General features: G+C 60.0%; 19 protein-coding genes. 6 read left to right on the forward strand and 13 right to left on the reverse strand.

Features of this window, described 5'->3' with window-relative positions:
• Positions 1-133: 133 nt before the first annotated feature.
• Genes MLJ35_RS09320 through MLJ35_RS09330 form a run of 3 tightly spaced genes read left to right on the forward strand, consistent with a single transcriptional unit; the run spans position 134 to position 1,044 of the window.
• The gene (locus MLJ35_RS09320; RefSeq protein ID WP_243384116.1) at positions 134-451 is read left to right on the forward strand and encodes a hypothetical protein; all 318 of its coding nucleotides are present in this window, start codon (positions 134-136) and stop codon (positions 449-451) included.
• A gap of 41 nt (positions 452-492) precedes the next feature.
• Complete coding sequence (locus MLJ35_RS09325) at positions 493-771, forward strand: hypothetical protein (protein WP_243384117.1); 279 nt, start codon at positions 493-495, stop codon at positions 769-771.
• Between the two features lie 48 nt (positions 772-819).
• Complete coding sequence (locus MLJ35_RS09330; protein ID WP_243384118.1) at positions 820-1,044, forward strand: hypothetical protein; 225 nt, start codon at positions 820-822, stop codon at positions 1,042-1,044.
• Positions 1,045-1,168: 124 nt separating this feature from the next.
• Here the strand turns inward: MLJ35_RS09330 and MLJ35_RS09335 are convergent, their stop codons facing one another.
• From MLJ35_RS09335 to MLJ35_RS16240, 8 genes are all read right to left on the reverse strand, one after another.
• A complete protein-coding gene (locus MLJ35_RS09335; RefSeq protein ID WP_243384119.1) occupies positions 1,169-1,624 on the reverse strand; it encodes a hypothetical protein in 456 nt (151 codons plus the stop codon).
• A gap of 823 nt (positions 1,625-2,447) precedes the next feature.
• Positions 2,448-3,173, reverse strand: coding sequence for a hypothetical protein (locus tag MLJ35_RS09340; protein ID WP_243384120.1), 726 nt, complete (start codon positions 3,171-3,173; stop codon positions 2,448-2,450).
• A gap of 155 nt (positions 3,174-3,328) precedes the next feature.
• On the reverse strand, positions 3,329-3,925 hold the full coding sequence (locus tag MLJ35_RS09345) for a hypothetical protein (RefSeq protein WP_243384121.1): 597 nt from the start codon (positions 3,923-3,925) through the stop codon (positions 3,329-3,331).
• 142 nt (positions 3,926-4,067) lie between these two features.
• Positions 4,068-4,556: a hypothetical protein gene (locus MLJ35_RS09350; RefSeq protein ID WP_243384122.1), complete on the reverse strand. Its 489-nt coding sequence runs from the start codon at positions 4,554-4,556 to the stop codon at positions 4,068-4,070.
• A gap of 133 nt (positions 4,557-4,689) precedes the next feature.
• A complete protein-coding gene (locus tag MLJ35_RS16235) occupies positions 4,690-5,040 on the reverse strand; it encodes a CPCC family cysteine-rich protein (protein ID WP_420843033.1) in 351 nt (116 codons plus the stop codon).
• 610 nt (positions 5,041-5,650) lie between these two features.
• Positions 5,651-6,100: a tetratricopeptide repeat protein gene (locus MLJ35_RS09355; protein WP_243384123.1), complete on the reverse strand. Its 450-nt coding sequence runs from the start codon at positions 6,098-6,100 to the stop codon at positions 5,651-5,653.
• A gap of 572 nt (positions 6,101-6,672) precedes the next feature.
• The gene (locus tag MLJ35_RS09360; protein ID WP_243384124.1) at positions 6,673-7,041 is read right to left on the reverse strand and encodes a hypothetical protein; all 369 of its coding nucleotides are present in this window, start codon (positions 7,039-7,041) and stop codon (positions 6,673-6,675) included.
• Positions 7,042-7,175: 134 nt separating this feature from the next.
• Positions 7,176-7,934, reverse strand: a complete 759-nt coding sequence (locus MLJ35_RS16240; protein WP_420843034.1) for an imm11 family protein — start codon at positions 7,932-7,934, stop codon at positions 7,176-7,178.
• A 43-nt stretch (positions 7,935-7,977) separates the two neighbouring features.
• Here MLJ35_RS16240 and MLJ35_RS09365 point away from each other — a divergent pair, with 43 nt between their 5' ends.
• The 3 genes from MLJ35_RS09365 (at position 7,978) to MLJ35_RS09375 (ending at position 10,633) form a co-directional block, all read left to right on the forward strand.
• Complete coding sequence (locus tag MLJ35_RS09365) at positions 7,978-8,991, forward strand: integron integrase (protein WP_243384125.1); 1,014 nt, start codon at positions 7,978-7,980, stop codon at positions 8,989-8,991.
• A 130-nt stretch (positions 8,992-9,121) separates the two neighbouring features.
• Positions 9,122-9,487, forward strand: coding sequence for a metallopeptidase family protein (locus MLJ35_RS09370; protein WP_420843035.1), 366 nt, complete (start codon positions 9,122-9,124; stop codon positions 9,485-9,487).
• A gap of 249 nt (positions 9,488-9,736) precedes the next feature.
• The gene (locus MLJ35_RS09375) at positions 9,737-10,633 is read left to right on the forward strand and encodes an acyltransferase (protein WP_243384127.1); all 897 of its coding nucleotides are present in this window, start codon (positions 9,737-9,739) and stop codon (positions 10,631-10,633) included.
• A 56-nt stretch (positions 10,634-10,689) separates the two neighbouring features.
• Here MLJ35_RS09375 and serC read toward each other — a convergent pair whose 3' ends face one another.
• The 5 genes from serC to MLJ35_RS09400 all read right to left on the reverse strand — a co-directional run bounded on the left by serC (position 10,690) and on the right by MLJ35_RS09400 (position 16,113).
• A complete protein-coding gene (serC, locus tag MLJ35_RS09380) occupies positions 10,690-11,790 on the reverse strand; it encodes a 3-phosphoserine/phosphohydroxythreonine transaminase (protein ID WP_243384128.1) in 1,101 nt (366 codons plus the stop codon).
• An 11-nt stretch (positions 11,791-11,801) separates the two neighbouring features.
• Entirely contained in the window at positions 11,802-12,674 is an 873-nt protein-coding gene (locus MLJ35_RS09385; RefSeq protein WP_243384129.1) for an NAD(P)-dependent oxidoreductase, read from the reverse strand.
• A gap of 12 nt (positions 12,675-12,686) precedes the next feature.
• A complete protein-coding gene (locus MLJ35_RS09390; RefSeq protein WP_243384130.1) occupies positions 12,687-13,928 on the reverse strand; it encodes a DUF1015 domain-containing protein in 1,242 nt (413 codons plus the stop codon).
• 132 nt (positions 13,929-14,060) lie between these two features.
• Positions 14,061-14,816, reverse strand: coding sequence for a response regulator (locus MLJ35_RS09395; protein ID WP_243384131.1), 756 nt, complete (start codon positions 14,814-14,816; stop codon positions 14,061-14,063).
• A 22-nt stretch (positions 14,817-14,838) separates the two neighbouring features.
• On the reverse strand, positions 14,839-16,113 hold the full coding sequence (locus MLJ35_RS09400) for a glycoside hydrolase family 113 (RefSeq protein ID WP_243384132.1): 1,275 nt from the start codon (positions 16,111-16,113) through the stop codon (positions 14,839-14,841).
• Between the last annotated feature and the right edge of the window lie 35 nt (positions 16,114-16,148).

The raw sequence follows: 16,148 nt of genomic DNA on the forward strand, positions 1-16,148 counted from the left end.
CCCATCCTTTACTGAAATATAGACGGTAGACGACTTTGATAGGGCTTGACCTCTCTTTGGTTTCAGGACCGCTCATGTCGGGAGGCCTAACGACTCAAGCTAACCGGCCCCGCCGTGGGCCCGGAGGATGAACATGACGAAAAGCAATGAAGGCGGGGTCCGGGTTGAGCGCACGGTTAGGCCGCGCTGGGTTAAGATCACGCGGCGCACGAAGCCACCTGAAGGTGTGCCGTGCTTCTTCTACGAACCCGCTTCCGAGGGGCGCACCGAGCGCATTTGGATTGGCGCTTATGAATACAGCTTCGAAGCTGAGGGCTGGTTCTACGGCAACGCAGAAGGGCATTTCTACTGGAGCCATAGCCTCCAGGAATGGGTGCTGAACGACAACGAGTGGGACGACGACTACAAGCCCACACGTTTCATGGTTCTGCCCGAGCCGCCAGCGGTCTAACTTTCGAGCTAACCGGCCCCGCCGTGGGCCAAGGAGACACGATGAGCCAGGATGCAATGAAGGCGGGGTCCGAGTTGAGCGCTAGGTTGAGCGCGGCGAAACTCACATACGAAGACCTCAAGAAGCTGGCGAACCTCCTGAATTTCTGTGCGAACGACCTGCCTTTAGAGTTCAGGCAGGAAGCCGAGGATGCCCGCCGCCTGGAGGATGTGCTCGGAATGCGATGGGGGCAGATCAAAGCCATCGAGAAGGAACCCGGATTCGTGAGGAACCCGGATCCATCGGCGCCGCCTTGGGAAAGAGAGAAGTGGCCCAAGTAGCGCCCAACTTTCGAGCTAACCCGGGCCAAGCGCAGCTTGGGTCCGGCGTTGAGCGAGCCGGTTAGGCCGCTCGGAAAGGATGAGATGAGAACCAGAGAGAAGAACTTCTTGGACGTTGAACGCCTGAAGACGGTCTTCAGCTTTCAGATTCAGTGGAAGGGGAAGTGGTGTTTCCCGACCGGGGCAGACGGCCAGTTGCAGAAGTTTGAGACCCGCGAAGCCTGCAACGCCGCCCGTGCCGAATACCGGAAGAAGCCCACGGTCACGGCCTAACGAATGAAGCTAACCGGCCCCGCCTGCTCCGAGGCGCTGAGCGGAGCCGAGGAAGCGAGAAGTTGAGAGAGAGCGGTAGACAATGCAGGCGGGGTCCGAGTTGAGCTAAGGGTTAGGCCGCGAATTAGTTTTTGAGCCAGGTTGCACAGATTTGGATACCCGAACCACTATAGCTTTTAGGCTTGCCGACAATAAATTGAAACATTTCATGCAGAATGACTTTATTGCCACAGACCCATGAATGACCTAGAACAATTTCATTATTCCTGGCAAGGCCAATCCAGAAATTCCCCTCAACTGAGCCATTTGAGACCCCACGAAACGCTCGGTCGCCGCGTTTCTTGAGAAGGAAGTGATACTCCGCAATCTTTTGTTGATCGTCTTCTGGGATGTTGTCGGGTTTTGCTTTGGCCAATGGGATTTGGATTTGAGTGACTTCTTCCCCGTCGATCCTGACGGCCAGATTGAGGGTGTACTGGGCCTGATCCTTTGCGCACCAGAAATACCGAGGACGATTGTTGATTTCATTCATCCGCTTCTGGACTTCCGGTGAAGGCTGTCCGGAGGCCTGGACCGCCATGGCGAACCAGATTAGTAGCAGCCTAAGAAATTTATGAGGCATGCGAGCGGCCTAACGAATGAAGCTAACCGGCCCCGCCTGCACCGAGGCGACGAGCGGAGCCGAGGAAGCGAGAGGTTGAGAGAGAGCGGAAGGCAATGCAGGCGGGGTCCGAGTTGAGCGGAGGGTTAGGCGCAGTGGGTTGGCTTACTCTGTTGGTTTAGATGTTGACAATGAAGAAAAATAGAACCAAGACCTGACTTGCCCAGAAATGTTAAATGGCTTTTTTGAGTATTCTTTGGTTAATTTCGAATGCAATTTGTCGAGGTTGTTCGAAAGCGTGTTAATGGAAAAGCTGCTGGAATCATCGAAAATAATCACGATGTATGAGTATGCTTGTCGACCTCCGGCATGGTCCAACTTAATTTGATGGATAGACGCGAATGGATGAAAGGAGAACCTGAGCCCAAATAATTGTTTGGCGATCCCCGTTGAATTGAAAATATAGCGTGGTCGCATTGTGTTGGAAATGAGAAGAGTTGATGTGAATAACCAAATGAAAAACTCGAGGTGGATTGAAGGAGTGCTGTGATAGAAGGCGAACCTTGCGAGACCTGCGATAAGCGTCATCACGCCGAGGGCACGAGCGATATTCGTTGGCAGAGAGGGCAGATCAACGATGGTCCACATGGTATTGCGCCTAACGAATGAAGCTAACCGGGCCCCGCCTGCACCGAGGCACTGAGCGAAGCCGAGGAAGCGAGAAGTTGAGAGAGAGCGGAAGGCAATGCAGGCGGGGTCCGAGTTGAGCGGAGGGTTAGGCCACGACAGATGGACCCCCAAGTCATTTCATAGATAGTGCTGGAACGAGGGTGCCAAGGTATGTGAGATAGGGTGCAGCTCGTTCTGCGACACAGATGGCTTTGTCGATGAGGGTAAGAAGGGCAATCGCTTTAGAAAAGCCCGGATCTTCTGTGACATTGATCGTCGTTTGACGGCTGGCGCGAATTAGGCGCCCAAGTGATTGATCAAGCACATCTTGTAGAGATTGGTTACCTCTGATCTGGAATTCTGCAACTGCTCTGCGCATTGTCTCAATAAAATCAAGAAGGATGCACCTCAGTTCTTGGTTCATGTCGCATTCGTTGATGTAGTTAAACAATGATTCTATTTCGGATTTAATTTCTTCGAGTTGATCGGCCGGGATATGGGGTTGAATTTCTTGTTTTGTATAATAACTCGACGCGATTTTTAAAGACAATTTCGCCTGCTCATTGTAATAATGCGCAATACTTCCAACAGGTGTGTCTATGTTCGGAAAGCAAATTGCGGTTCCAAGATCGGAAAGCGGATCGAGTATGATTGATGAATCAAAACCGGGCATTGATGTGAGTTTGAGTTTAACGTCTTCAAGAGTTTGGTTGACTTTTGCAAGAAGAAAAAATATAGATGCTGTATCTGAAGGTTTGACATTGAATTCTATGGCCCAGGCTTCTCTAACAGTTTTTTCCTTACGCTGATTGAAAATCCTGTCGAGCATTTCTACGAGATTGGTTGCCGGGTTTGACATCGTGACCTCTGCAAGTTGAAGGAACTGATGATGAGTGGCCTAACGAATGAAGCTAACCGGACCCGCCTGCACCGAGATGCTGAACGGAGCCGAGGAAGCGAGATGTTGAGAGAGAGCGAAAGGCAATGCAGGCGGGGTCCGAGTTGAGCGGAGGGTTAGGCCTGAATTGAAGAAAGGGGTTTTGTATTTGGCCTTAGAGAAATCGTAAACCAAAGAAGGGCAGCCCATTGGATTTTGGGGCCGACACTTAGTAGCTGAATATATCGTGCTGATTTGACCATAACTTGCCTAGGAATAAATGCAAAAATAAAAGGATATAAAAAGGTAAATATTGATGCTGCTAATAAGAGAAGGGTCGGTTTGCTGCGAAATTTTTTATGCAGCAATAGCGAGGCTACAAGCGCCAAGGGGTAATGCGCTGATAGAAATCCGAGCGTCGGAATAAAATATATAAAAATAAAACACAAGGGAATTGAAATAATAGAATAGGTAATTATTTGATTGCGATTTAATGTTGAATAGCTATTTTTCCAACCAGAAAATAGAGTGAGTATTTGAAAAACAATAATTGTTCCTAAAATATCCAACCAAAGTCGTGCAGATATTTGGTCTCCAGCACCATCTGACCATGTTGACATAAGACTAAAAAACCTTGAAATGGCGACTAATAATGCCATTGCATAACAAGCAAAAATAGCGGGTTTGATGGTGATACGGAAGGGCGCATTATACACTGATGATGTGTCGTTCATAAGGATCCTTTAGTTGGTGTGTTGGCCTAACGAATGAAGCTAAGCGGCCGCGCCTGCACCGAGACGATGAGCGGAGCCGAGATAGCAAAATGTTGAGAGAGAGCGAAAGGCAATGCAGGCGGGGTCCGACTTGAGCGGAGGGTTAGGCTGACGGGACAGCCATCGGGTTTTTAAGGTAGCTGGCAGCCGCATCTATTGCAGCATCTCCGCTTTTCTTCGCAAGATGCTCGACCATTTCTTTGCCTTTTTGTTTCCAGTAGGCATCCGGGACCTTTGCGTATTGGAGGCAGGCTTTGAGAATCTCAAGTTCAGCCAGGCGATGCTTCACGCGAATAGACAATCTTAGATCTGTGCGGTCGATATGCCTTCCGTCAAAGCCACAAATGAAGCCGTGTCCCTTTACGTTGTTATTCAGAAATGTGAGGGTCTTCGCCTGGAGTATTTCGTGTTTCAGCATCATGCCTTCGCCATCCGCATAGACTTCGCTATGGGTGTTTCGGTCGAATGGTTGATCGACAATCTGGAGAACCTGTTGCTGCCAATCGGACCATTCGAGGTATAGCTTTTCAAGCTCGGCCACTACCCACGCTTGATTTGGATTCGTCAGTTCAAGGTTCACGACCTGTTGCATGGCTCTGTTCCTTGGTGGGGAAGCCTAACGAAGGAAGCTAACCGGCCCCGCCTGCGCCGGGGCGCTGAGCGGAGCCGAGGAAGCGGAATGAAGAGAAAGAGCGAAAGACAATGCAGGCGGGGTCCGAGTTGAGCTAAGGGTTAGGCGCTGACCAGTAGGCTTCACTTTCGATGCATACGGCGTGGAATGGCCAAGGTGAGGACTTTAGCGTTGCCTGGAATTGTTCTATCTCGGTTTGGTTCAATGGGCGCCATTTTTCGCTACGTTTGAACCCGAGACTTTCATTGAGGCTCAATGGGAATTGGAGAAGAGCCTTCTGCTGCGCCTCAGCAAGAGATTCTCGGTTGGCACCCCCACCGGAGAGTGGATTGGCGAGTTGAACTCCATCATCTTCCCAACCACAGAACCTGCAGATGTCAAAGCTGCCATACCCTTCGTCGATTACGAGGAACCCACAGGAAGGGCATGGAAGCAGGTCAGTCATGAGCGCCTAACGAATGAAGCTAACCGGCCCCGCCTGCACCGAGGCGCTGAACGGAGCCGAGGAAGCGAGAAGTTGAGAGAGAGCGTAAGGCAATGCAGGCGGGGTCCGGGTTGAGCGAGAGGTTAGGCACCCCATGAAACTGGAGCCCAAACGAGCCACCGGGATTTCGGGGTGAGAACGGACGAAGGGAATGCCGACCGAACAAGGACGGGCCTTCACGCGACCGAGCCCAAAGGTAAAGAACCAAGGCGGATTGCGCCAGAGGTGGAGCAGGTGGAGGAACGGCGCAGCCAGGATGCCACGGGAAACCGCCGGATTGACCCGACAGACCGCAGGAGCACGGCGCTGGAGTGCACCCGCGCAAGCCCGCCATTCACGAGCCGCCGAAGCCACCAGGCCCAAACGATTCACGACCGCCGAAGCCGAGAGGTCGAACCCGAACCCCGATTGAGAAGGACCAGACCCGGGCGACGACGGGAAAGCGCCGAGTGTGCCTAACGAAAAACGCTAACCGGCCCCGCCTGCACCGAGGCGACGAACGGAGCCGAGGAAGCGAGAAGTTGAGAGAGAGCGGAAGGCAATGCAGGCGGGGTCCGAGTTGAGCGAGGGGTTAGGCCCTGCGGGCTTTGAGTAATTTCTTTGCAGCAACCAAACGTTCCTTAAGTTTGGCTGGCCCAACCCCGAGTGCTTTGGGCTGCGCCATATATCGTTCAAGAATGGAAATTTCATCTTCGTACCGTTTTTCTTTTCGGTAAATTATTGCAAGTTGCTCATAATACCAGGGCGCAACACCCCAACCATCGCCTGCAAACCTTGATTCTGATTCTGTAGCTTCGACCGATTGTAACAATAGTTGGATTGCCTCGGAATGGCGACCCTCTCGTTTGAGTTGCTTGATGGTTTCAACTGTCCCTGTGTAATGGACGCCATTTACTGAACCAGCGGCCAAAATTGACTCACGATATTTATTGGCTTCCTCGACGGCGGATTCTATGGCCGACAAGGGTAACTCTCTCTGTGGCGCGGGAGAACTGGTGAAGAAATTTCTTAGCCAATGCATTGATGCCTCCATTGAGGCCTAACGAATGAAGCTAACCGGCCCTATTGCTGCGGGGACACGGGTGCTGAATTGTTTGAGGACCCTAGCGCGCAGCGATAGGGTCCGAGTTGAGCGCAAGGTTAGGCCGAGCCCCAAGCAGTAGCACCCCGAGCACGCGCCGCGCCTGGATTCGAGCCTGCTTGTGTGAGAGCGAAGGTTCATGCCGACGAGCCCAAGGGAGAACACCGGGGTTATCGCGTGTGAGTGAAGATTGAGAAGCTGAATTGCCTGAATGATGGCAGAAATCCATGGGCCGATGGTTGATGAGTAAGCGATAACCCTATTCCTTGAACGCTGAAGGCTGAGGAACGGTGAGGCTTTGCCATGAATTTGGGAACGAACGGTCGAACCAGCCGAACTCCACGCACACCCCGCAGACAGAAAGAGAAGGGCGAACGAGGCCTAACGAATGAAGCTAACCGGCCCCGCCTGCACCGAGGCACTGAGCGGAGTCGAGGAAGCGGAATGATGAGAGAGAGCGGAAGGCAATGCAGGCGGGGTCCGAGTTGAGCTGAGGGTTAGGCTGCCTGTTGTCATTGGACCACCCAATCAGCGGGAAATGAAATTCGCCTGCCTTCGATTGAGAGAGTGCCCTTGCCGCCTTTGACGGAGACCTTGAATGACTTTGGAAGGGCAGGATCACCCGGATTTACAAACTCGGCCTGGAACCGCTGCTTATTGGTATCGCACTTGAGGAATTTGAACTGCCGTTGCTGAAGAAGTGCTGGTTCTTTGGCTGTTGGCGAGGAGAACCTGATTGGCCCCACGATTGAATGAGATTCAAGTGAAACGGCCATGCTGAGCCCATAGCCGTCAGCTTTGAAGTCCAACGAACCCGTTGCCATGGCTGTGCTGACAGCCAAGACCGTGAAAGCCGCAACCTGGACGAGTCGGGTGTGCATGAGCAGCCTAACGAATGAAGCTAACCGGACCCGCCTGCGACGAGGCGCTGGACGGAGCCGAGGAAGCGGGAAGCTGAGAGAGAGCGGGGGGCAATGCAGGCGGGGTCCGAGTTGAGCGGAGGGTTAGGGCGATCTTAGTAGGAGTATGGTTCATTTGAATCATGTAGGTCGATACCTGAAAGTTTGAACTCGTAGACCCGCCTTGCGAATTCGTTTGTTACAAAAGCTCGGCATGGTAATTCAGGAATCTGAAAGATGTGGGAATCGCCGATTAAACTGGTTTCGAAGGTCAATTTACTTACAAGATTAATGGAGCCAGAGGCGCTTCTGCGAACGACGGATTTGCCAAGGTTCAGAGCGGGGATAGAAGTAGTGATTCGGTACGCCCAGAATTTGCCTAACTGGGAGACTGTCGGGTATAGATTCCCATGTGCAAGAAGTAAATCATTCAGGGCATCAACGGCGCATTGACTAAATAGAAAGACATCGGGGGGTAACTGAGAGAAATCAGGAACCGGTTTCCCATCTTCAAGTGATTGCCCGCTAAGAGTGATCTCAATTGATGACCAGTTTTGATAAAAGGAATCTTCTGACGCGGGCTCGAAGTATAAGGGAAAGTCCTTGGCCTGAGGCGAGCCCAACTGTCCAAAGGCCCAGTCTTGTCTTAGTTCGAAGACTTGTAGATTGTTCAAGCTGGGAGCCCTAACTTTGAATTGGACGATGGCGGTTGGGTGGTTGGGAGTTCGCCTAGTCCTGGGGATGGGCTGGAGGGGGAGGGTTTGTGTTTGGGCGATTGGGCGAACTGGATGGGTGGGGTGGCGCGGCGAAAAAAAAGCGATAAAATCATGTGGCGCGTGGAATTCTGGGGAAGAGACTGGGCAAGGGTAGCGCAATCGTTAGCGCAATAGGCGGACTGGACCGATCGGGGTGGGAGCCATGCTTGGGGGAAATAGGCAGACGGGTGGGGGGCGGATCGAAGGGGAGGCGGGGCAGCCGCCGCGGCTCCTGGACCAGCTGCGAGGGCGGCTGAGGGTCCGGCACTACAGCCTCCGGACGGAGGATGCCTATGTGGACTGGGTGCGGCGGTTCATCCTCTTCCATGGCAAGCGGCACCCGAGGGACATGGGGGCCGGGGAGGTCCAGGCCTTCCTGAGCCATCTGGCGGTGGATCGGCGGGTGTCGCCCTCGACGCAGAACCAGGCCAAGGCGGCCCTGCTCTTCCTTTATCGGGATCTGCTGGTGGTGGATCTTCCCTGGCTGTCCGAAGTGGTGCAGGCCAAGCGCCAGCCGCGGCTCCCCGTGGTGCTCACGCCCGGGGAGGTGCGTGCCCTGTTCGACCAGATGGAGGGCGGGATGGCCCTGGTCGCGCAGGTGCTGTACGGCACGGGCCTGCGGCTGATGGAGGGGCTGCGCCTCCGGGTGAAGGACGTGGAGTTCGAGCGGCGGGAGATCGTGGTGCGGGACGGGAAGGGGGGCAAGGATCGGGTGACCATGCTGCCGGACCGCCTGGCCGAGCCTCTCCAGGCGCACCTGGAGCGCGTGCGCGCGCTGCATGCCCGGGACCTGGAGGAAGGTTTCGGGGAGGCCCCCCTGCCGGACGCCTTGGGGGTCAAGGGCCCCCATGCGGCGCGGGCCTGGGGCTGGCAGTGGGTCTTTCCGTCCGTTCAACGTTCGGCGGATCCACGCTCCGGCGTCGTCCGGCGCCACCACCTCCACCCCGAGAGTGTGCAGAAGGCGGTGCGCCTGGCGGGTCGGACCGCGGAGCTGGTGAAGCCCGTCACGCCACACGTGCTGCGCCACAGCTTCGCGACCCACCTGCTGGCCGCGGGCCATGACATCCGCACGGTGCAGGAGCTGCTGGGGCACAAGGATGTCGCGACGACGATGATCTACACCCATGTGCTCAACCGCGGCGGCCGCGGTGTGGCGAGCCCGCTGGACGGGTTGTGATTTTTTGCCACAGATGAACACAGATGAACACGGATGGGCCCAGGCCCCTCACCCGTGTTCATCCGTGTTCATCTGTGTTCATCCGTGGCTGACCTCTCTTTTCCGGAAGGAGTAGCCTCGTCCCATGCACATGTCCGACCGGGCGTTCCGCAAGCTGGTGGATGAAGCGCTGGCGCTCGTCCCGGAGGAGTTTCGGCCCTACCTGGAGGGCGTGGCGGTGGTTCTCGAGGACTGGGCGCCGGACGCGCTGCTGGATGACCTGGGCGTGCCCGAGGACGAGACGCTCTACGGCCTCTACTCGGGCCGGGCCCTGACGGAGGGGCCGGCGCAATCCGGCGACCTGCCGCCCCGCATCACGATCTATCGGGGTCCCCTCCTGGAGGACTGCCCGGACGAGGACGACTTGCGGCGAGAGATCGCCACCACGGTCATCCACGAGATCGCCCACCACTTCGGCATCGGCGAGGACCGGCTGGAGGAGCTGGGCTGGGGCTGAGGCCCGCCGATCGTTGAAGCATTTCCGTCTATCGCCGAGCCACAGGCTGGAAAAGCTGGATCCGCAGAGAACACGGAGCACCCAATGGGCGTCTCTGCGATCTCTGCGTTCCTGATCGTCACGTGTTCAATGGCTTAAATTGATGAAACCAGTTGTGTAACAAGTCCGGGTTCCGATCTCGGCCCGACGCCCTGCCGGGCGCCCTGGACTTGCGGGAAGGTCCGGTAAACTGGAAGGTCGGAGTTCGGAATGCTCAAGCGTCTGTGGTCCACCTTCAAGGGCAGCGTGGCCGGTTCCATGCTGGTGGCCAATGTCCTGGCCATTTTCTCCGGCATGATTCCCGTGGCCCTGGTGAAGCTGGCCCTGCCCTTCGGGGCGGTCCGCCGGGGCACGGACCGGCTGCTGAACGGCATGGCCGAGGGCTGGATCGCCGTGAACGGCTGGTGGATGGCCCTGGTGCAGCGCATCCGGTGGGATGTGGCGGGCCATGAGGGGCTGCGGCGCAAGGGCTGGTACCTGGTGAGCAGCAACCACCAGAGCTGGGTGGACATCCTGGTGCTGCAGAAGGTCTTCCACCGCAAGGTGCCCTTCCTGAAGTTCTTCCTCAAGCGCCAGCTGCTCTACGTGCCGGTGATGGGTCTGGCCTGGTGGGCCCTGGATTTCCCCTTCATGCGCCGCCGCAGCGGGAGCCGGTCGAAGGACCTGGCCACGGCGCGGAAGGCCTGCGAGAAGTTCCGCCAGATCCCCACCTCGGTGATGAACTTCCTGGAGGGCACCCGGTTCAACCGGGCCAAGCACGCGGCCCAGGGCTCGCCCTACCGGCATCTGCTGAAGCCCAAGACAGGCGGCCTGGCCACGGCACTGAGCGCCATGGGCGAGCGCTTCGACGCCCTGCTGGATGTCACCATCGTCTACCCCGAGGGTGTGCCCAGCTTCTGGGACTTCCTCTCGGGCAAGGTGAAGCAGGTGGTGGTGCGGGTGCGCGAGCTGGAGATCCCCAAGGACTTGCTGGGCGGCGACTACGAGGGCGATCCCGCCTTCCGCGCCCGCATGCAGGCCTGGCTGCACGGGATCTGGGAGGAGAAGGACCGGAGGATCGAGGAGATCGTGGTGGGGATGCAGCCTCGCTCGGAGGCCCGTTCCTGACGAACCAGAGGCGCTGGAGGGCGCCTCTGGTTTCGCAGAGGGGATGCGCCCCCGACCTACCCGTTCACTTTCACGAACTGCTCCATGAAGTCCACGAGGGTCTTCACGTTCTCGACGGTGACGGCATTGTAGGTGCTGACGCGGATGCCGCCGATGTCGCGGTAGCCCTTCAGGCCCACCATGCCGGCCTTCTTGGCCTCCTTCACGAACTGGTCGTCCAGCTCGGGCGTGGGCAGGAAGAAGTCCACGTTCATGACGCTGCGGTGGGCCTTCTCGGTGACGAAGCCCTTGTAGAAGCCGCTGTGCTTGTCGACGCAGCCGTAGAGCAGCTCGGCCTTCTGCTTGTTGCTGGCCTCGATGGCCTTCAGGCCGCCGATGCTCTTGTTGTAGGCCAGCACGTTGCGCAGGATGTAGATGCCGAAGGTGGGCGGGGTGTTGTAGAGCGAGTTCTTCTCGGCGTGGATCTTGTAGCGCAGGTAGCTGGGCAGGTCCTGGGCCTCGCACATCTCGAGGAAGTCCTCGCGGATGATGGTCAGCGTCACGCCCGAGGGGCCGAGGTTCTTCTGGGCGCCGCCGTAGATGAGGCCGAAGGGGCTCACGTCGAACGGGCGCCACATGATGTCGCTGCTCATGTCGCAGATGTAGGGCACATCGCCGACCTTCGGGAACTCGTGCCACTGGGTGCCTTCCACGGTGTTGTTCGACGTGAAGTGCACGAAGGCGCTGTCGGGGCCCACCTTGATCTCGTCGGCGAAGGGCAGGCGGCTGTACTTCAGCTCCTTGGTGCTGGCGGCCACGCGGACGTTGTCGCCGCCCACGAGCTTGGCTTCCTTGGTGGCCTTCTCCGCCCAGTTGCCGGTGACGATGTAGTCGGCCTTGCGGCCTCCGCGCAGCAGGTTCAGGGGGATCATGCCGAAAGACAGGTGGGCGCCGCCCTGGAGCAGCAGCACCTTGTAGTTGCTGGGCAGGCCCATCAGCTCCTTGGTGAGGGCGATGGCCTCCTCGTGCACCGCGTCGTATTCCTTCGACCGATGGCTGACCTCCATGACGGACATGCCGGTGCCGGCGAAGTCCAGCAGCTCCTCCTGGGCGCGCTCCAGCGCGGGCAGGGGAAGCCCCGCGGGGCCAGCGTAGAAGTTGATCACGCGATGGGTCATGGGGGATCTCCTCACGCTTTGAAGTCTGACAGGATGGCCACGACCTCGTCGCCGATGCGGCCGAGGTTCTCCTTGGAGCTGGCGCCGAGGTGGGGGGCCATGAAGACGTTGGGAGCGTGGAGCAGGGGGCAGTCGGCCGGGGGCGGGTCGCTGGGCCACACGTCGGTGCCGTAGGCGCGGACCTTGCCGCTGTGCAGGGCGGCGGCCAGGTCGGCATCCACGATGCACTTGCCGCGGCCGGTGTTGATGAGGATGACGCCCTCCTTCACCTTGGCCAGGAAGGCGGCGTTCACCATCCCCCGGGTCTCGTCGGTGAGGGGCAGGTGCAGGCTGATGACATCGGACTTGGCGGCCAGCTCGTCAAGGCTCACCAGCTTGGCGATGGGGTGCTCCTTGAGGTAGGGATCGTAGGCGATCACCTCCATGCCGAAGGCCTGGGCGCGCTTGGCCACTTCCGTGGCGATGTTGCCGGCGCCGATGAGGCCCAGGGTCTTCCCGTAGAGCTCGGTGCGCTTCAGCTCGCTCTTGAGGAACTTGCCCTCCTTCATGGAGGTGTGGGCCTCGATGAGGCGGGCCGGGATGGCCACCATGAAGGCCATGGCCATCTCCGCCACGGCCACACTGCTGGCCCGGGGCGTGTTCATGGCCTTGACGCCCTTCTCGGCGCAGAGCTTCTTGTCCACGTTGTCCATGCCCACGCCGCCGCGGATGACGAGCTTGAGCGCGGGGGCCTGGGCCAGGAGGCTTGCGTCCACTTTGGTCTTGGAGCGGACGAGGAGGACGTTGGCCTGCCCGAGGGTGGCCATGTCGGAACTGACGGTGCCGAAGGCGGCGAGGCGCTCCGGCAGCTTGGCGTCAAAGGCGTCGGCGATGAGGGTGTGCATGCGGATCTCCGTTCAGCCTTCGTACATCCGGACCAGCAGCCCGGAGCGCAGCTTGGGTTCGAACCAGGTGGACTTGGGCGGCATGACCTCGCCGGCATCGGCCACGGACATGAGCTGGTCGAGGGAGGTGGGGTAGAGGGAGAAGGCCACGGCGTAGCCTTCCTTCACGCGGCGCTCCAGCTCGTCCATGCCGCGGATGCCGCCCACGAAGTCGATGCGGGTGTTGGTGCGGGGGTCGTCGATGGCAAGGATGGGGCCCAGCAGGTTCTCCTGGAGGATGCTGACGTCCAGGCCGCGGACGGGATCGCTGGCGGGGTAGGTGCCGGGCTTGGCCTTCAGCTCGTACCAGGCGCCGCCGAGATACATGCCGAAGGTGGTGGGGGCCTTGGGGCTGCGGTGGGCGGCGGGGGCCACGTCGAACGTCTCGCGCACCTTGGCCAGGAAGGCCTCCTGGCTGAGGCCGTTGAGGTCCTTCACCACGCGGTTGTAGTCCATGATCTTGAGCTGGTCGTGGGGGAAGACCACGGCCATGAAGCTCTCGAAGGGCTCGTCGCCCGTGGCGGAGGCGCCGGCGGCGGCGCGGCGGGCCTGGCCGTAGCGGATGGCGGCGGCGGTGCGGTGGTGGCCGTCGGCGATGTAGAGGGCGGGCACGCCGTTGAAGAGGTTCACCAGCTCGCAGATCACGGGCTCGCCGGTGACGACCCACACGGTGTGGCCGATGCCGTCCGGCGTGACCACGTCGTAGACCGGTGGCAGCTTCCGGATGTCATTGACGATGTGATCGATGTAGGGGACGGCCTTGTAGGTGAGGAAGACGGGCTCGGCGTTGGCGTTCTGCTCGGTGACGTGCCGGGTGCGGTCGTCCTCCTTGTCCTTCCGGGTGAACTCGTGGCGCTTGATGGTGCCGTTCTCGTACTCCTGCACGGAGCAGAGGCCCACCAGGCCCGCCTGCACATGGTCGCCCATGCGCTGCTGGTAGACGTAGAGGCTGGGCAGGCCCTCGTGCATGAGGGTGCCCTTCTCGATCATGGCCATGAGGTTGGCCACGCCCTTGGCGTAGACCTCGTCGGCGTGGACGTCCGTGCCCGCGGGCAGGTCGATCTCGGGGCGGCCCACGTGGAGGAAGGAGTGGGGATTGCCCTTCGCCAGCTCGGCGGCCTCCTGGGTGTTCACCACGTCGTAGGGCACGGCGGCGACCTGGGCGGCGAGCTCGGGCCGGGGGCGGTAGGCGCGGAAGGGCTTCAGCTGAGACATGGACACCTGCCTGGGAAGGGGGCCCCTCGGGGCCGCACACGCGCCATTATTCCCCGGTGGGTGCCCTTTGGCTCCCCCGGCCGGCCGGTTTTGACGAAAGTCCCATACCTGCACCCCGGGAGGCGCGAACTGTCAAATTCCGGCCCGGCCCGCAGACGGGTCCGGATCGCCCTCGGGCCCCAGGGAATCGCTGATCAGGGCCACGTTCAGGAGCAGCTCGGTGAGGGGGGTGTCGATGGTCCGCTCCACCCGGCAGGTCTCCACGAACTCGATGTCCGGGCGGTCCCAGGTGAGGATCTCGTAGACCGCGGGGAAGCCGCTCTGGTCGCGGTAGGCGGCGTGGATCACCTCGCCGCGCTTCAGGTAGAGGAGCCCCATGCCGGCCTGGGACCTGACCGTGAGGGTGCAGGACTTCTGCTCCCAGGCCAGGAGCTGGAGGATGCTGCCGAGGGTGAGGCCCCGGATCACGCCCACGGGCTCGGCCTGGACCGCCGTGCGGATCACCTCCATGAGGTGCCCCAGGCGGAGCGGCTTGGAGAGGATGCGGACGGCCCCCAGGTCCAGGGGGGTGTTCAGGTGCTGGCCCTCGTCCAGGCCGGTCATGACGATGACCGGGATCTGGGGGTAGAGGCGGCCCACCTTGGTGATGAGGTTGAAGCCGTCCATGACGGGCATGTCCAGGTCGGTGACCAGCACGTGGACTGCCTCCTGGCGGAGCACTTCCAGGGCCTCCTGGCCGTTCGAGGCCGCGAGGATCCGGAAGCCCTGGAGGCCCTTCAGGCCAGCCCGGTAGAGGCTGAGCGTGGCCCGGTCGTCCTCCACGACAAGCAGGGTGCGCCCAGGGGCGTCGAGGTCGGGACGGAGGCGGGAATGGGCGGCTGGGTTCATGGCACCTGCCTCCAGGATACCGTCACCGGGCCTCTCCCTTGGGAATTTTACGCGCCGGCGTGGGCTCCTTGGCGAGGATGGCCAGGGCCTCGGCGGCGTCCACGGGGTGCCGGGCCTCCCAGTCCATCACCCAGGGGGGCAGCTCAGCGTCCTCGTAGTCCCGCACCTTGCGGTGCCAACTCACGAGGGACTGCACCATGGCTTCATGGAGGTTCTCGGCCTTGGGCGGGATGTGGCCCTCCCAGATGGGCTCGTGGAAGTACGTCCGCAGGGTGGCCTCGACGGGCTTGCCCCACACGGCATAGGTGCGGTCCAGGGGGCCGCCGACGGGCTTCCGGTTGAGGTTCTCCCCGTAGAGGTAGTAGAACACCGCGTCGCCGTCGCTCCAGTGCCGAAGCACGCCGAAGGCCCCCTTGAGCAGCTCGTTCTGGAGGGCCAGGTCCACGGGCTTGTCCGTGCGGAAGTCCCAGGGGCCCACGTGGGCATGGGCCACGCTCGGGTAGCCCACCTCGGTGATCATCACGGGCTTGGGGCCCTTGGCGTCCGCGAAGCGGGCCGAGAGCGTGCGGGCCTTGTAGACGATCCACCACCAGGCGTCGCGGATCTGGTCGTGGGTGGGGTACTCGTCGTACTTGGCGATGGGGTCGTAGGTGTTGATGCCGATGACATCCAGGCAGTCGCCGAAGGTGAAGCTGTCATGGCTGTCGAAGTTCACGCTGTAGACCAGCTTGCCCTTGAAGACCTTGCGGACCTCGGCGGCCAGGGCCCGCCAGCGGTCCGGAAAGCGGTGGGTGGAGGCCATCTCGGTGCCGAGGCTGTACCACTCCACGCCGCCCTCCTGGGCCAGGGCCGCCAGGCGCACGTTGAAGTCCGTGTAGTTCCGCCACCACAGGTCCCAGTCGGATGGCTCGATGTTGCCGCGCCACCAGTCGGCGTTGTCCGCCTCGTCCCGCAGGTTGATGGTGGGGAAGAACATCATGCGCAGGCCCCGGACCTTCGCCTCGTGGAAGGTGCGGCGCAGGCTCTCTTCCGTGGGGCTGGAGGTGGGATGGCGGCGGATCTCGTTGCTGTGTCCCGTGTCCATGCGGTAGATGGCCTGGAGGCTCACGCAGGTGGCGCCCGTGGCCGCGATGCGGTCCAGCTCCTCGTGGTAGTCGTAGTCCGGCATGCCGGCGTAGAGCCCCAGCACCATGCCCCGGGGCTGCGGCACCAGGGCCCTCCGCTGCATGCGGCGCACCAGCAGCAGGGTGACCGGGAGGCCGAGGATGGCCAGGAGGATGAGGATGCGACGGATCATGCGGAGTGGCTCCAGGATCCAGGTTACAGGTTGAA

The organism is Geothrix alkalitolerans (assembly GCF_022808885.1).
GTDB classification, from domain to species: domain Bacteria; phylum Acidobacteriota; class Holophagae; order Holophagales; family Holophagaceae; genus Geothrix; species Geothrix alkalitolerans.

Excerpts from the sequence above, each read along its gene's own strand:
- MLJ35_RS09320 (WP_243384116.1), top strand. The coding sequence starts at position 134 with ATGACGAAAAGCAATGAAGGCGGGGTCCGGGTTGAGCGCACGGTTAGG.
- MLJ35_RS09325 (WP_243384117.1), top strand. The coding sequence starts at position 493 with ATGAGCCAGGATGCAATGAAGGCGGGGTCCGAGTTGAGCGCTAGGTTG.
- MLJ35_RS09335 (WP_243384119.1), bottom strand. The coding sequence starts at position 1,624 with ATGGCGGTCCAGGCCTCCGGACAGCCTTCACCGGAAGTCCAGAAGCGG.
- MLJ35_RS09340 (WP_243384120.1), bottom strand. The coding sequence starts at position 3,173 with ATGTCAAACCCGGCAACCAATCTCGTAGAAATGCTCGACAGGATTTTC.
- MLJ35_RS09345 (WP_243384121.1), bottom strand. The coding sequence starts at position 3,925 with ATGAACGACACATCATCAGTGTATAATGCGCCCTTCCGTATCACCATC.
- MLJ35_RS09350 (WP_243384122.1), bottom strand. The coding sequence starts at position 4,556 with ATGCAACAGGTCGTGAACCTTGAACTGACGAATCCAAATCAAGCGTGG.
- MLJ35_RS16235 (WP_420843033.1), bottom strand. The coding sequence starts at position 5,040 with ATGACTGACCTGCTTCCATGCCCTTCCTGTGGGTTCCTCGTAATCGAC.
- MLJ35_RS09355 (WP_243384123.1), bottom strand. The coding sequence starts at position 6,100 with ATGCATTGGCTAAGAAATTTCTTCACCAGTTCTCCCGCGCCACAGAGA.
- MLJ35_RS09360 (WP_243384124.1), bottom strand. The coding sequence starts at position 7,041 with ATGCACACCCGACTCGTCCAGGTTGCGGCTTTCACGGTCTTGGCTGTC.
- MLJ35_RS09365 (WP_243384125.1), top strand. The coding sequence starts at position 7,978 with ATGCTTGGGGGAAATAGGCAGACGGGTGGGGGGCGGATCGAAGGGGAG.
- MLJ35_RS09370 (WP_420843035.1), top strand. The coding sequence starts at position 9,122 with ATGTCCGACCGGGCGTTCCGCAAGCTGGTGGATGAAGCGCTGGCGCTC.
- MLJ35_RS09375 (WP_243384127.1), top strand. The coding sequence starts at position 9,737 with ATGCTCAAGCGTCTGTGGTCCACCTTCAAGGGCAGCGTGGCCGGTTCC.
- serC (WP_243384128.1), bottom strand. The coding sequence starts at position 11,790 with ATGACCCATCGCGTGATCAACTTCTACGCTGGCCCCGCGGGGCTTCCC.
- MLJ35_RS09385 (WP_243384129.1), bottom strand. The coding sequence starts at position 12,674 with ATGCACACCCTCATCGCCGACGCCTTTGACGCCAAGCTGCCGGAGCGC.
- MLJ35_RS09390 (WP_243384130.1), bottom strand. The coding sequence starts at position 13,928 with ATGTCTCAGCTGAAGCCCTTCCGCGCCTACCGCCCCCGGCCCGAGCTC.
- MLJ35_RS09395 (WP_243384131.1), bottom strand. The coding sequence starts at position 14,816 with ATGAACCCAGCCGCCCATTCCCGCCTCCGTCCCGACCTCGACGCCCCT.
- MLJ35_RS09400 (WP_243384132.1), bottom strand. The coding sequence starts at position 16,113 with ATGATCCGTCGCATCCTCATCCTCCTGGCCATCCTCGGCCTCCCGGTC.